Raw genomic sequence first — 13,584 nt, 5'->3', positions numbered from 1 at the left:
AAACCCGATTTGTCATTTCGCATCGCCGATCGGCGCCGCAAACGCATCGCCGACCAAGTCGCCGACGTTCGAACCGGTCAGGCTCTTCAGAAACGCGACCAGCGCCGCCGCTTCCCGATCGTTCAGCGGCAAAGGCCGGATCAGCGGATCCAGGTTTTCGTTCGGACGACCGCCTTGCCGGTAAAATTGCACGACTTCCTCTAACGTCCCCAGGCTGCCGTCATGCATGTACGGCGCGGTCAAACCGATATTGCGCAGGGAAAGCGTGCGGTATTTCCAGCGGTCCTCGGGTTTTTGGGTGATTTCATAACGGCCGAGATCGTTGCCCTTATCGCCGGATACCGAATCGATCACCTCGCGGTCGACTTCGACGAAAGTGCCCGGCGCAATCTGCACGCGGCGCTTCGCGTTCGAGCCGTCCATCGCCGCGGCAAAACCGATTCCGGTATTGTGGAAGCCGTTGTCGGTAAACAACGCAAATTTCGAATCGACCGTGTGGCACCCGGAACACCCGGCTTTGCCGGTAAACAATTTGAAACCCTGCTGAGCCTCTTCGCTCAGCACTTTCCGGTCCTTGCCGTAGAACCAACGGTCGAACGGCGAATCGGCCGAGTTCAAGGTACGCTCGTAGCTGGCGATCGCCATCCCGAGGGTTTCCATGCCCGGCCCTTTGCCGAAGGCTTTTTGAAACAATCCCCGGTAGTCCTCGCTGTTGGCGACCGTCTCCAACACATAGCCGATCGACGGATTCGCCATCTCGTCGTGCGCGAGTAGCGGCCCCCATGCCTGTCGCTCCAATGCCGTTTCGCGGCCGTCATGAAACAGCTGATCGAGATAAGCGACATTGTACAGGGTCGGCGAATTGCGGCGGACCGTCCGCCCTTCGACGCCGACCGCGGTCGCCATTTCGTTGCTGGTAAAGCCCTGCTCCGGAATATGGCACATCGCGCAGGAAAAGGTCTTGTTCAGCGACAGGCGGCGATCGTAAAACAGTTTGCGGCCCAGGCCGATTTTCGCCTCGGTCAAGGGATTGTCCTTCGGCACCGGCACGGGCGGCAAACCCCGCATCGGTTTTCGAATCGTCGCCAGCAGGTCGATCGCTTTGCCCCGCCGTTCCTTCATTGCCAGCGAATGGGTTTGATAGCCGCCGCTTTCGTAATCGGACTTGTCGTCCCCGGCCCGATACAAGGACGGCTTGCCGGCCGCAGGCGTCTTGACCGCTACGGTCCGGGGTTCGCCGCTCAGCAAGGTCTTGATGTCATTGATCAACGTATCCGCATGCAGAAACGAGACGCTGTAAATGTTCCGGATGCGTTTGTCCGCATCGATCAGATAAACCCGCAGCACATGCGAAAACGTCCCGGTGCTTTTGCCTTCCGCGTCGTAAACCTTCTGCACCGTATGGTTGTAACCGCCGAGAATCGGCTGCAGATCGGCCTCGGAACGCGTCGTCAGAAAATGCCATTCGATGCCCGGCGCCTGAAACTCCTTGCCGTATGCCGCCATCGTGTCGGGCGTATCGTGTTCGGGGTTGAAGCTGAGCGTAATCAGTCTCAATTTGGCGGCGATATCCTTCTCGTTGGCAAGGCGCCGTTTGATTTTATGCAGCACCGCGATCGCCAAGGGGCAGCCGTTCACGTCGCTGCAGGTCGAATAGACGAAACTGAGCAGCACGATCTTGTCGCCCATCAAATCGTACAGTTCGAGCGCCTTGCCGTCGCTGTCCAGCACCTCGCCGTTGGCGGCCTCGCCCAAAGGCGGCAACGCATAAGTGCCCGGTGCCGGCAACGCGAATTGCAGATTGCCGTAGCCGGGGGCGAGCGGCGGTTGCTCCGCCGCCCGGAGACCGACAGCGCCTATAAGATTCATGAACAGGAAGGCAAGAAATGCTTGCCCAGGGATAATGCGCGATTTCATGGCTGTTCTTTTTTACAAACCGTAAACGCGAACGATTTCGGAGATCGCCTGGGTGACTTTTAGTTCCAGGTCCGCTTGCCAGTTTTCTTCGTTCTGACCGTAGAGAATCACGCGCCGGGTGCTCAAATCGATCGGAATGTCGCCGGCGTTCCGGGAAATGATCAGCACGGGTTTGGCGAGCGTGTGCGCGATGCCGAGCTCATAGAGCACGTTCGGATTGCGGCCGGTGATGTCGGCGATCACGAAATCGGCCATATTGAGGCTCCTCCAGATATCGACCAGGATATCGGTGGGCGTGAACACGTCATCGCCGCGCACCGCCTGCACCGACAGCGCTTTGCAGGCATCCGCCAGAAGCTTGTGGACGTCGCTAGACCAAGCGTAACTGAAAGGCATCACCAGGAAGCACGTTCTTGTTCTCGAACCGTCATTATCCGTTACGGACGCAGGAAACAGTTTTTCCGGCCCCAGAAAAATTACATCCTTCTTCAGCCGGCGCGCGGAAGCATCCAGAAAGTCGAGATAAGCCCCGAGACCGGTCGATTGCAGCGCCGCAGAGATGCGCGTATCGGCCGTGCGCCACTCCTCCCCGGTCAGTCGGTTCCGCAAGAGGTGTTTTGTATGGGATTTCAGATATCTCACCGTCTCGTCGAAACGATCGGTCAGCCAGACCTCGATCACGACCAGCGCAACCACGAACAACACCCCATAAAATGACTTCCAGACCCGATGAATCGGCAAAAAGCCCACCGCGACCGCCAGCAGCAGCCCGCCCAGCGACAGCAATATCAGCAGCGCCGAAAGGCCGGATCGCCCCTTGCCCGGCTCCTGGCCGCTCTCGGTTTTCTGTGGCGTGCCGGAAAACTGGGTCAGGGCGGCCAGCATCAATAATTGCCCGAACATCCAGACCGCCTCGATGCCGTACGGCACATCGTTGTCGCTGTAGGCCAGATCGCTTGCCAGCAGCAAGGCGGTCGCCACCAGCGTCATGCTCACCGCCGGCGATTGTTTCAACAGGACCGCGATCAGGCCGGAAACCAGTATCAGGAACTCGAAGCCCGACACCACCGCATCCAGACGGCCCGCTGCCTCGCCGAGCAGCGGCAAATATTGGGGATAGTAGAAATTGGCCAGAATCAAGAACAAACCGGCGAACAACAGCGCAAAAACGCCCTGGGTCAGCGCCGTCGGCGGATAGCTCCGCCATTGTTCGAGTACCAGATAACCCCACGCGCACACGCCGAAGAAGACGAATCCGCCGTAGCTGATGTTCGAATAGGACGGCAGGTCGCCGCTGAAATGGAAAGACCGATGAACGTCCGCCGGATCGAAGGTAATCCAGGACACACTCATCATGATCAGGCTCAGGCCGTGGAAAACCAGAAAAAACGTATAAGGCCTCGCGGTTTTCCGGGCAGTAAGGAATGCGGCCAGTGCCGCCGCCACCGCTGCCGAAGCCTGATCCCAGTTATAAAAATTCAGGCCGAAAGACTGATCGCCCAACACGACCCAGAACGTCAACCAGAGCAGATACAGCGCGGTCAAACCGCCCAGCCATAAAGTTGTCCGCTCTCGCATTCGCCTGCGCCCTGTCGTGTAAGTGTAAGCGCTGTAGCTTAACAAGCATTGTCGATACTGTCTAACCGGGACCACGAGCGGCGAAATCACGGACGCATCCTGTCGCGGCGGATGCCTTATCGCATTCGGGTTTGAACGGACCGGCCCGATTGCCGTAGCCGGAAACGACGGCGCCGTCCCGGATTCCGCGGAACCGGCGGGACGAGACTCGGAAAGAAATAATGGATGGCGGGTTATTCGGCGACCGAATTGGCTGCGCTCAACATTTTAGCCAGTTCGCCTTTTTGGTAGAGATCGATCATGATGTCGCAGCCGCCGACCAGTTCGCCGGCGATATAAAGCTGCGGATAAGTCGGCCAGTTGGAGTAGCTTTTCAACGCTTCGCGCAATTCGGGGTCTTCGAAAATGTTCACATAGGCATATTTTGCGCTGCAGGCATCCAGAATGTGCACCGCCTGCCCTGAAAATCCGCACTGCGGAAAATCGGGCGAACCTTTCATATACAAGATCACAGGATTGGATTCCAGTTGGGATTGAATTCTTTCGATAACGCTCATGATTTTTTAACACTCGATAATGAAAATTGGTTGATTCTAACAAGTTTAAACTCATTAAAAAAGCAAATCTTTAAGCCTCTACTTGCCTGATACACAATAGAAATTTATAATCGGACCTTTTTTTCTGCCGGCTGGGGTTTACTGCCGGTTTTTTCATTTACAGGTCAATGAAATGAACAGTCACATCATGCCGACTTACGGGCACCTGCCGGTGACCTTCGTGCGCGGGTCCGGCGCATGGTTATGGGATACCGACGGCAAGCGCTACCTGGACGCCTTGTCCGGCATCGCGGTTTGCAGCCTGGGGCATGCGCACCCGGCCGTTCATCGCGCGATCTGTAAACAGAGCGAAACCCTGCTGCACACTTCGAACGTCTATCAAATCGCCGTTCAGGAAAACCTCGCCGCCAAGCTTGCCGCCCTGAGCGGAATGGACAATGTCTTTTTCTGCAATTCCGGCGCCGAAGCGAACGAAGCCGCGATCAAAATCGCGCGCAAATACGGCCATGGCCTGGGCATCGATATTCCTCGGATCATCGTGATGGAAAAAAGTTTCCACGGGCGCACGCTGGCCACCCTGAGCGCGACCGGCAATCCGAAGGTCCAGCAGGGCTTCGAACCGCTGGTCGAAGGCTTTATCCGCGTGCCTTACAACGACGTGCCCGCGCTCGAACGGGCGCTGGCCGAACACAGCGGCGTGGTCGCGGTGCTGGTCGAACCGGTGCAGGGCGAAGGCGGCGTGAATGTGCCGTCTGCGGACTATCTGAACCGGATCCGCGCCCTTTGCGATCGACATAACCTGCTGATGATGCTGGACGAGATCCAGACCGGCATCGGCCGCACCGGCAAATTCCTCGCCTTCCAGCACAACAGGATACTGCCCGATGTCGTCACGCTTGCGAAAGCGCTCGGCAACGGCGTGCCGATCGGCGCCTGCCTGGCGCACGGCAAAGCGGCGGAGGTCCTCACCGCAGGCAACCACGGCTCGACTTTCGGCGGCAATCTGCTCGCCTGCAGCGCGGCCCTGGCCGTGCTCGACACGCTGGAACAGGAAAAGCTGGCCGACCAGGCGGAACGCCACGGCCGGGCGATCCAGGCAGCATTCAGCGAAAGCCTGGACGGCATGCCGGGCGTCGTCGACATTCGCCACAAAGGCATGATGATCGGCATCGAGCTGGATCGCCCGTGCGGCGGTCTGGTTTCCGCCGCCCTGGAGAGAGGCCTGCTGATCAACGTAACGAACGAAAAGACGATCCGCCTGCTGCCGCCGTTGATCTTCGACGAGGCCCAGATCGAATTGCTCGTCGCCATTTTATCCGGTCTCGTCAAAGACTACACAGCACAAGATGTAACCCTATGAAAGTCAGACATTTCATCAGCCTGCTCGACATTACCGGCTACGAGTTCCGGAAACTGATCAGCCGGGCCATCGAACTGAAAAAACATCGCGACCGGAATTATTATCCGTTCAAAGGCAAGGTGCTCGCGATGATCTTCGAGAAATCTTCGACCCGCACGCGCGTCTCGTTCGAAGCCGGCATGGCGCAATTCGGAGGCAGTTCGATGTTTCTTTCGCCCAGGGATACCCAGTTGGGCCGCGGCGAACCGATCGAAGACAGCGCGAAAGTGATTTCGAGCATGGTCGATTGCGTGATGCTGCGCACCCATAGCCATGAGATGGTGGCCACCTTCGCACTGAACTCCCGCGTGCCGGTCATCAACGGCCTGACCGACGAGCAGCACCCCTGCCAGCTATTGGCCGACATGCAGACCTATTTTGAAAAGCGCGGCGACATCAAGGGCAAGACGGTCGCGTGGATCGGCGACGGCAACAACATGTGCCATTCCTATATTCATGCCGCGATGCTGCTCGATTTTCATCTGCATATCGCCTGTCCGGACGGTTACCGCCCGAATCAAGCGATCGTCGAGGCGGCCGGCGATCATGTGAAATTCTTCGCGGCCCCGATCGAGGCGGCCCGGAACGCCGATCTTCTGGTCACGGACGTCTGGGCCAGCATGGGACAGGAAGAGGAACAAAAATTGCGGGAACTGGCATTCAAGAATTACCAGATCACCGCCGAAGTGATGCGCGCCGCCAGGCCCGACGCGCTGTTCATGCACTGCCTGCCCGCGCACCGCGGCGAAGAAGTCGCCGCCGAGGTGATCGACGGACCGCAGAGCGTCGTTTTCGAAGAAGCCGAAAACCGCCTGCATGCCCAAAAAGCGCTGCTCGAATTTCTCATCCCGGGTAAATAACGTTAAAATCGGACTTCCTCATACCCTAGAGATTCCATCGTGAAACGCCTACTCATCGCTTCCCTGCTGGTCGTCGGCGCCGTCCATGCGGCAGAGCCGAACAAGACGGTCTATGTGACCGACACCCACATCATCGCCTTGCGCAGCGAAGAAAGCAACAAAGGCGCCCTGGTGCGCTCGCTTGAAACCGGCACCCCCCTGACCGTGCTGGAAGTCAGCAAGAAAAGCGGCTATTCCCGCGTCCGGCTGGAAGACGGCACCGAGGGTTATATTCTGACCCGCAACACAATGAAAGAACCGCCCAGCCGGACGCAGTTGGAATCGGCCACCCGTGAAAGCGCCGCGCTGAAATCCGAAAATGCGGCGCTGAAACTCGAACTGATCAAGCTGAAACAATTCCTGACGCCCGGCACGACGCTCGAACAATCCCTGGCCAAGGAACGCGATAAATTGATCCATGAACTCAGCGAGCTGAAAAAAACGTCGGCCGATGCGATCCGGATCAAAGCCGAACGCGACAATTATGAGGAACGCTACGTACAGATCGAAAAAGAAGCCAAGCAGCTGGAACGCGAAAATGCGGCACTCAAGGACCGCTCGGAGCAGGACTGGTTTCTCTATGGCGGCATGGTCGCCTCGATCGGGATGATCCTGGGATTCGTGCTGCCGAAGCTGAGCTGGCGGCGCAAATCGAGCAATTGGGATACTTTTTATTAACCGTCAACACCGGCGCCCGCTGTTCTTCTTTGCTTTTTCAACTTTTCCCGGAACAGAGACATGCCCGGCTGCATGCACACGGCGAATATGATGGCTTCCGCGATCGAAGAACGTAGATTGGGTTAGGCGCCAGCCGTAACCCAACGCATCGAAGACTGCAATGTTGGGTTACGGCTGGCGCCTAACCCAACCTACAAAAATCACATTTTCGATCAATCCTTTCCTTTGATGCTACCTAACCAATCCTTCGTCAACTGGTTCAGAGATTCCTCGCCCTACATCCACGCGCACCGAAATAAAACCTTCGTGATCAATTTCGGCGGCGAGGCGCTGCTCGACCCGGACTTCGACCATCTGGTCCACGATTTCGCGCTGTTGAAGAGCCTCGGCATTCGGCTGGTGCTGGTGCACGGGATTCGTCCGCAGATCGACGAGCGGCTGAAGAAACTGGACGCTCCCGCGCTATTCCACAACAATCTCCGGATTACCAGCGAGCTGGCGCTGCAATGCGTGAAGGAAGCGGCCGGCACCGCACGGGTCGAGATCGAGGCGCTGTTGTCCTTGGGCCTCGCGAACACGCCGATGGCGGGATACGGGCTTCGGGTTGCTTCGGGCAATTTCGTGACCGCCAAACCGATCGGCGTGATCGGCGGCGTCGATTACGGCCATACCGGCGAAGTCCGGCGGATCGACGGCGCGGCGATCGAACGGCAGCTCGACCAGGACGCGGTCGTGCTGATCTCGCCGATCGGCTATTCGCCGAGCGGCGAGGTGTTCAACCTGTCCGCCGAACAGGTCGCCACCCAGGTCGCGATTGCCTTGAGAGCCGAAAAGCTGATCCTGTTGACCGAGCAAAGCTTTTGCGATCCCGGCAGCGGCCAGCAGATCCTGCAAATGACCACCGCCGAAGCGGGCGATTTCCTCGATCGGCATCCGGAGCTGCCGAATATTGTCGCCCTGCCGCTGAAAGCCGCGATCCAGTGTTCGAACGCGGGCGTGGGCCGCGTCCATCTGGTCGATCGGAGGACCGACGGCGCCCTGCTGCTCGAACTGTTTACCCGCAACGGTGTCGGCACGCTGATCAGTGCGATGCCGTTCGAAGAATTGCGGTCCGCAACGCTGAACGACATCGGCGGCATTCTGGAACTGATCAAGCCGCTCGAACAGCAAGGCATTCTAGCCAAACGTTCGCGCGAAAAAATCGAAATGGAAATCGCCGATTATATCGTCGTCGAACGCGATGGGCTGATCATCGGCTGCACCGCGCTGCATCGGGATGAACCGAGCCGGAGCGGCGTAATCGCCTGCCTCGCGGTCCACCCGGACTACCGGGGCGGTTCGCGAGGCAGCCGGCTGTTGGATCATGCCTATGCCAAAGCCAGGCAGTCAGGCCTGAAAAGGATCTACGCCTTGTCGACGCAAACGATGCACTGGTTCATCGAGCGGGGATTTGGCCAATCGGACCTGGCCAGCCTGCCGGATTCGCTGAAGAACCTTTATAATCCGCAGCGGAACTCCAAGATACTGAATAAAAAAATCGACTGAAATCCAGCCATGCCGGCGCACGCGCATACCCTCCTGCAAATTTCCGATCTGCATCTTCTCCCGCATCCGGGAGATACGATGTACGGCATCGACACCGAATATTATTTTCACCGGGTGCTCGAACACGCGCTGGCGGCGCATCCTGACATCGACCTGATCCTGGCCACGGGCGACCTGACGCAGGAACCTTGCCTCGACAGCTACCGGCGCATCGCCGAAAAGCTGCAGAGCGCGGGAATTCCCTGCATCTGCCTGCCGGGAAACCATGATGATCCGGCGCTGATGCAAAGCGCTTTGAACAGGGGACGGGTCAGCTGCAATAAACAAACGTTTCTCGGCAATTGGCAGACCATTGCCTTGAGCAGCCTGATTCCGGGTAAACCGGGCGGACGGCTCGATGAACAGGAATTGCGGTTTCTGGAAGACTGCTTGCGCGCTTGTCCGGACCGGTATGCGCTGATTGCGGTGCACCATCACTGCCTGAAAACCGGCAGCCTTTGGATGGATACGATGATCATCGACAACAGCGGGGAATTTCTTGCGGTACTGCGCCGTTACCCGAAGGTCAGGGCGGTCACCTGCGGCCATATTCATCAGGTGATGGACAAGCGGACCGATGCGGTACGCGTATTCAGCGCGCCTTCGACCTGCTTTCAGTTCGAACCCGATAGCCTCGCTTTCAGCCTTGACGACGCCGGGCCCGGTTATCGGATCGTTTATCTTTACCCCGATGGCAGCCTGGAAACCGCCGTTTACCGCCTGCCCCAAAAACCGGCGGTTTAGGGTCTCAAATAGACCTTTATTGACAGCCTTCTTGCCTGAAATCCGTTATGCCCTGGCGGCGGCCTTTTTATGTCTCGGCCGGCGGCTGCCTTTCAGCCTGGCAGGCGGCATCCGATCCTTAACCGTTTTGCCGGCCATATCGACGGGCAAGCCTTCGATGGCCAGAATCTCGCTCAATTCGGTCATCGCCCGCTGATAAACCTTGCGCTTGAAATAAACGACATCTTTCAGCGGTTCCCAGTAATCCACCCAGCGCCAGCTGTCGAATTCCGGTTTCGGGCAATGGTCGAAACGCACGTTCGATTCATGCGTGAGCAGCCGCAGAATAAACCAGATCTGCTTTTGTCCGATGCAGATCGGCGCGGTATTCTTACGGATATAACGTTCGGGCAGTTTATAACGCAACCAATAGCGTGTCCGCCCAAGTACCTGAACATGCTGCTGCTGCAGCCCGGTCTCTTCCCACAATTCACGATACATCGCCGTTTCGGGGTCTTCGTCTTGATTGATACCGCCCTGAGGAAATTGCCAGGCATTCATCCCCATCCGTTTTGCCCAAAACACGCGACCCTCGTCATTGCAAAGGATGATCCCGACATTGGGCCGGTATCCTTTCGAGTCTATCATGTTAAAACCTTGTTGTTTACCCCACCTTTTCCCCGGCGCGCGTATGATAAAATGACGAGGCAGGTAAGGCAGTTATAATGAATACCTCATTGAACCATAAAATCAACCGAGTTTCCATAGGCAGCTAGCCTTTTAATCTGGACAGGATACCCGTGAGTTTAGCCATTTTCGATTTGGACAATACCCTGATAGCCGACGACAGCGATTACCTATGGGGGCAGTTTCTGGTGGATCGCGGCATCGTCGACAAGGACGAGTACGAGCAGGCGAACGTGAAGTTTTACGACGACTACAAACGCGGCACCTTGAATATCGTCGAATTTTTGCAATTTTCGCTGCGCCCCCTCTCTCTGCATAGCGCCGATCGACTTCATCAATGGCGGGCCGAGTTTGTCGAGGACGTCATCCGTCCGCTGCTGCTGCAGCCTGCTCTGGAACTGGTCGGCAAACATAAAAAGCGCGGCGATACGCTGCTGGTGATTACCGCCACCAACCGCTTCGTGACCGAACCGATCGTGAAGCTGTTCGGGATCGAAAACCTGCTCGCGACTACGCCCGAATTCAAGGAAGGACGTTACACCGGCGGTTTCATCGGCCTGCCCTGCTTCCGGGAGGGGAAGGTCGCCTATCTCGAAAACTGGCTGCAAGATTCGAACGAGACATTAAAAAACAGTTGGTTTTACAGCGATTCGCACAACGACCTGCCTCTCTTAAGCAGGGTCGAAAATCCGGTCGCGGTCGATCCCGACGCGACATTGAAGCAGCACGCCGAATCGGCGAACTGGCCGATCATCAGCCTGCGCAACGGCGTCTGTCCGGACAATCATTTGCATAAATGACCGACAGCCGCGCGATGGAAAAGCAGGAGCGACTTCCCGAAACGGAAACGGCCGACACGGCCGGGGCAAAGCCGCCGAAACCTGCCCGGACACGCAATCCATCGCCATCGGCACCACGCAGAAAAGGCGCCTCGAAATCGCCAGCCGCCTCAAAATCAACCACCAAAAAGAAGAAAAAAACGCCGCCTCCCGGTTATCTGCAGCGCAAGCTGGCCCTGCTTACAATCGAAGTGATCAGCCTCATCGGAGTCGCGATTTCGGCCATCATCGTGCTGCTCGGCTATTCCGCCGCGCACTTCACCGGCACCGGCTTTTTCGCCAACCTGCTGCCGTTCGCGTTCGGCATCTTGCTGCTGGTCCTGCTGGCGGCATTTTTCCTGCTCGGCTGGTGGCGGCTGCGCCAATCGCTGCATCAGAAAGCCGAGATCCTGGCGCCGGCGGTTGCCGCAGGCCTTGCCGTCGTGATCGGCTGGATCAGCGTGCAGGATAATTTCGCGCTGGCTTACAGACATTTCAGAACGCTGGTCGGCGGCAAGGTGGAAGCCGGGCGGGTGACGCTGGCGCATCAGGTCTATGCGGCATACCGGCGTTACGGCACCAAAGCGATGCAAAAAATGCTGGACCGGGCCGCGGCCTTCAAGCCCGCGATCGAGGCGGCGGCCGAAGCGTTCGACGTCGACGCGAATATCCTGCACGGAATCGCGGCTGCCGAGTCTTCGTTCATGCCGCGGGACAGCGCGGACGGCGGCCGTGGCCTGTTCCAAATCACCCAGGTGCCGAAAACGATCGCCCGCGAAGCCGCCGAGCAACTGGAGGTCGACAGACTGGATCTGCAAAACCCGAAGCACAACGCCTTCATTGCCGCCGCAACGTTCAAACACTACCTGAACGAAATGAACGGCGACCTGTTCCTGGGCCTTCTGGCCTACAACATCGGCCCGGCCAACGGCGGTTTGCGCTTCATCATGGACAAGTACCATGCTTCCGACTTCACGACCATCCAGCCCTATCTGCAGGAAATGCCGCGCGGCTATCCGGTGCGGGTATTATCCTACGCGCTGGCTTTCCGGCTCTGGCGCGAGGAAGGCAGACTGCTGGCCTACGAAGAAGGCCGCAATGCGGTTCACATTCAGAATATCGGCATACCGGGCCTGCACGGCAATTTTTATTGAGCCGGCCTCTTGTTTTTGAGATCGGCCTTCTCATTTGCAACCAGAACTTTGTCGATTCGCGTGCCGTCCACATCGACCACTTCGAAATACCAGCCGTCGTAAACGAAGTGATCCGCCACATGGGGTATTTTTTCCAGATAGAACAGAATGAATCCGCCGACAGTATTGAACGCCGTTACCGCCTCGCCGGGAAACGGCCCCGTCATGCCGATCGCCGATTTCAGCCGGACGATCGAGACGCTGCCGTCCACCAGCCAGGAACCGTCATCGCGCCGTACGATGTCGGGATCGAATTCAGCTTCCGGGCTCGGCAAATCGCCCACGATCGCTTTCAATACATCGCTCAAGGTAACCAGACCTTCCAGTTCGCCGTATTCATTCACGATCAGCGCAAACTCGTCGTGCATTTCCCTGAAAAACTCCAGAAGCTCGGGCAGCATCAACGAATCCGGCACATACAGGGGCGCGCGCAGCACAGGCCCAACATCGAATTCGCCCCCGTCCATCAGGATTTTCAACAAATCGCTGCGGTGCAGAATGCCCAATATGTTTTCAACGCCGCCACGGCAGACCACGGCCTTCGCATAAGGACAGTCGGCAATCAGGCGTTTGACCGCCCGCTCGTCATCCTCCAGATCGACGATAAAAATATCCTTGCGTGGCGTCATGATGGCGCCGACCCGCTGCTCGTCGAGCTTCAGCACATTCGAGACCAGCTGCCCTTCCTGGTCATGGAACACACCCGCTTCCGAACCGATGTCCATCAGGATTTTGATTTCTTCGTTGGTCACTGTAACCTTACGGGGCTTATGGGCGCCGATCATGCGCAGCAGCACGTTGCTGGAAGCGGACAGCAGCCACACCAACGGCGCGGCGACCAGGGCCAGGCCGTTCATCGGCCCGGCCATCACGCGGGCGATGCTTTCCGGACGCAGCAATGCCAGGCGTTTGGGCACCAGTTCGCCCACCACGACCGAAAAATAAGTGATCGAGACGACCGTTGCCGCTAAAGCCAGATTTTCCGCATAAGGCGCAAGATATGCTACTTGCCGAAACTGGACGGCCAGCGGCTCGGCCAGTGCACCCTCACCTACCGCTCCGCTCAGAATGCCTACCGAGGTGATCCCGACCTGGACGGTCGATAAAAACCGCGAAGGTTCCTGATGAAGCTTCAAGGCGGCTTGGGCGCCGGGCCGATGCTCGTCCGCCAATTTCTGCAGCCTCGCTTTGCCGGAAGAAACCAACGCCATTTCCGACATGGCGAACAGGCCGTTTATCAGAATCAAAATGACAATAAGCGCAATGTCCATCATGCCGGCCGCCAGCCTCGTCAGGTACGGTTCAAGTATTTAAAGCACGGATTTTACACGAACGGCGCGTATTCAGCTCGAAGGCGCTTGAAATCGAGTCCCATCGAAGCCTGCCGGCACTAAAGCATTTTCATATCGCGTGTAGGGAAATGCTCACCGCCTGAGGGGTGCCATGCCGTTAAGTCCAGCCAGCCCCATAGGGTACGCTGTGCGTACCATCAATGTCGAAAGGTACGCACAGCGTACCCTACGGGAGCTGAACCCGTAAGATACGGGTGCC

12 protein-coding genes are annotated in these 13,584 nt (G+C 57.7%); 7 read left to right on the top strand and 5 right to left on the bottom strand.

All coding sequences use genetic code 11. The annotated features are described in order from the left end of the window. Positions 1–12: 12 nt before the first annotated feature. The 3 genes from METAL_RS07280 to grxD all read right to left on the bottom strand — a co-directional run bounded on the left by METAL_RS07280 (position 13) and on the right by grxD (position 4,052). Complete coding sequence (locus METAL_RS07280) at positions 13–1,869, bottom strand: cytochrome c peroxidase (RefSeq protein WP_036304485.1); 1,857 nt, start codon at positions 1,867–1,869, stop codon at positions 13–15. A gap of 60 nt (positions 1,870–1,929) precedes the next feature. Then, entirely contained in the window at positions 1,930–3,495 is a 1,566-nt protein-coding gene (locus METAL_RS19880; RefSeq protein ID WP_005371010.1) for a hypothetical protein, read from the bottom strand. A gap of 233 nt (positions 3,496–3,728) precedes the next feature. Beyond that, positions 3,729–4,052, bottom strand: coding sequence for a Grx4 family monothiol glutaredoxin (grxD, locus tag METAL_RS07270; protein ID WP_005371009.1), 324 nt, complete (start codon positions 4,050–4,052; stop codon positions 3,729–3,731). A 172-nt stretch (positions 4,053–4,224) separates the two neighbouring features. Here grxD and METAL_RS07265 point away from each other — a divergent pair, with 172 nt between their 5' ends. The 5 genes from METAL_RS07265 (at position 4,225) to cpdA (ending at position 9,356) form a co-directional block, all read left to right on the top strand. Beyond that, positions 4,225–5,412: an acetylornithine transaminase gene (locus METAL_RS07265; RefSeq protein ID WP_005371008.1), complete on the top strand. Its 1,188-nt coding sequence runs from the start codon at positions 4,225–4,227 to the stop codon at positions 5,410–5,412. After that, on the top strand, positions 5,409–6,311 hold the full coding sequence (gene argF / locus METAL_RS07260; protein ID WP_005371007.1) for an ornithine carbamoyltransferase: 903 nt from the start codon (positions 5,409–5,411) through the stop codon (positions 6,309–6,311). Before METAL_RS07265 ends, argF begins: the two co-directional genes overlap by 4 nt. A 39-nt stretch (positions 6,312–6,350) precedes the next feature. After that, entirely contained in the window at positions 6,351–7,028 is a 678-nt protein-coding gene (locus METAL_RS07255) for a TIGR04211 family SH3 domain-containing protein (protein ID WP_005371006.1), read from the top strand. A gap of 228 nt (positions 7,029–7,256) precedes the next feature. Continuing rightward, entirely contained in the window at positions 7,257–8,573 is a 1,317-nt protein-coding gene (gene argA / locus METAL_RS07250; RefSeq protein ID WP_005371005.1) for an amino-acid N-acetyltransferase, read from the top strand. Between the two features lie 9 nt (positions 8,574–8,582). Next, positions 8,583–9,356, top strand: coding sequence for a 3',5'-cyclic-AMP phosphodiesterase (gene cpdA / locus METAL_RS07245; protein ID WP_005371004.1), 774 nt, complete (start codon positions 8,583–8,585; stop codon positions 9,354–9,356). Between the two features lie 45 nt (positions 9,357–9,401). Here the strand turns inward: cpdA and METAL_RS07240 are convergent, their stop codons facing one another. Beyond that, positions 9,402–9,983 (bottom strand): RNA pyrophosphohydrolase, encoded by a 582-nt coding sequence (locus tag METAL_RS07240; protein ID WP_005371003.1) that lies wholly within the window; start codon positions 9,981–9,983, stop codon positions 9,402–9,404. A 152-nt stretch (positions 9,984–10,135) separates the two neighbouring features. Between METAL_RS07240 and METAL_RS07235 the strand changes: the two genes are divergently transcribed. Both METAL_RS07235 and METAL_RS07230 read left to right on the top strand, forming a co-directional pair. Continuing rightward, positions 10,136–10,822 carry a histidinol-phosphatase gene (locus METAL_RS07235; RefSeq protein ID WP_005371001.1) on the top strand — a complete coding sequence of 229 codons (687 nt, stop codon included), beginning with the start codon at positions 10,136–10,138 and terminating at the stop codon, positions 10,820–10,822. Beyond that, positions 10,819–11,994: a lytic transglycosylase domain-containing protein gene (locus METAL_RS07230; RefSeq protein ID WP_005370999.1), complete on the top strand. Its 1,176-nt coding sequence runs from the start codon at positions 10,819–10,821 to the stop codon at positions 11,992–11,994. The genes METAL_RS07235 and METAL_RS07230 overlap by 4 nt, the downstream gene beginning before the upstream one ends. Here METAL_RS07230 and METAL_RS07225 read toward each other — a convergent pair. After that, a complete protein-coding gene (locus tag METAL_RS07225; RefSeq protein ID WP_005370997.1) occupies positions 11,988–13,307 on the bottom strand; it encodes a hemolysin family protein in 1,320 nt (439 codons plus the stop codon). The genes METAL_RS07230 and METAL_RS07225 overlap by 7 nt on opposite strands. Positions 13,308–13,584 lie beyond the last annotated feature (277 nt).

The sequence above is a fragment of the Methylomicrobium album BG8 genome (genome assembly GCF_000214275.2).
GTDB lineage: Bacteria > Pseudomonadota > Gammaproteobacteria > Methylococcales > Methylomonadaceae > Methylomicrobium > Methylomicrobium agile.
This window is presented reverse-complemented; position numbering and strand designations above follow the sequence as displayed.

Bases quoted from the DNA above. Each gene is read 5' to 3' on its own strand.
- METAL_RS07240 (WP_005371003.1), bottom strand. From the start codon at position 9,983: ATGATAGACTCGAAAGGATACCGGCCCAATGTCGGGATCATCCTTTGC.
- METAL_RS07265 (WP_005371008.1), top strand. From the start codon at position 4,225: ATGAACAGTCACATCATGCCGACTTACGGGCACCTGCCGGTGACCTTC.
- cpdA (WP_005371004.1), top strand. From the start codon at position 8,583: ATGCCGGCGCACGCGCATACCCTCCTGCAAATTTCCGATCTGCATCTT.
- METAL_RS07230 (WP_005370999.1), top strand. From the start codon at position 10,819: ATGACCGACAGCCGCGCGATGGAAAAGCAGGAGCGACTTCCCGAAACG.
- argF (WP_005371007.1), top strand. From the start codon at position 5,409: ATGAAAGTCAGACATTTCATCAGCCTGCTCGACATTACCGGCTACGAG.
- grxD (WP_005371009.1), bottom strand. From the start codon at position 4,052: ATGAGCGTTATCGAAAGAATTCAATCCCAACTGGAATCCAATCCTGTG.
- METAL_RS07280 (WP_036304485.1), bottom strand. From the start codon at position 1,869: ATGAATCTTATAGGCGCTGTCGGTCTCCGGGCGGCGGAGCAACCGCCG.
- METAL_RS07225 (WP_005370997.1), bottom strand. From the start codon at position 13,307: ATGATGGACATTGCGCTTATTGTCATTTTGATTCTGATAAACGGCCTG.
- METAL_RS19880 (WP_005371010.1), bottom strand. From the start codon at position 3,495: ATGCGAGAGCGGACAACTTTATGGCTGGGCGGTTTGACCGCGCTGTAT.
- argA (WP_005371005.1), top strand. From the start codon at position 7,257: ATGCTACCTAACCAATCCTTCGTCAACTGGTTCAGAGATTCCTCGCCC.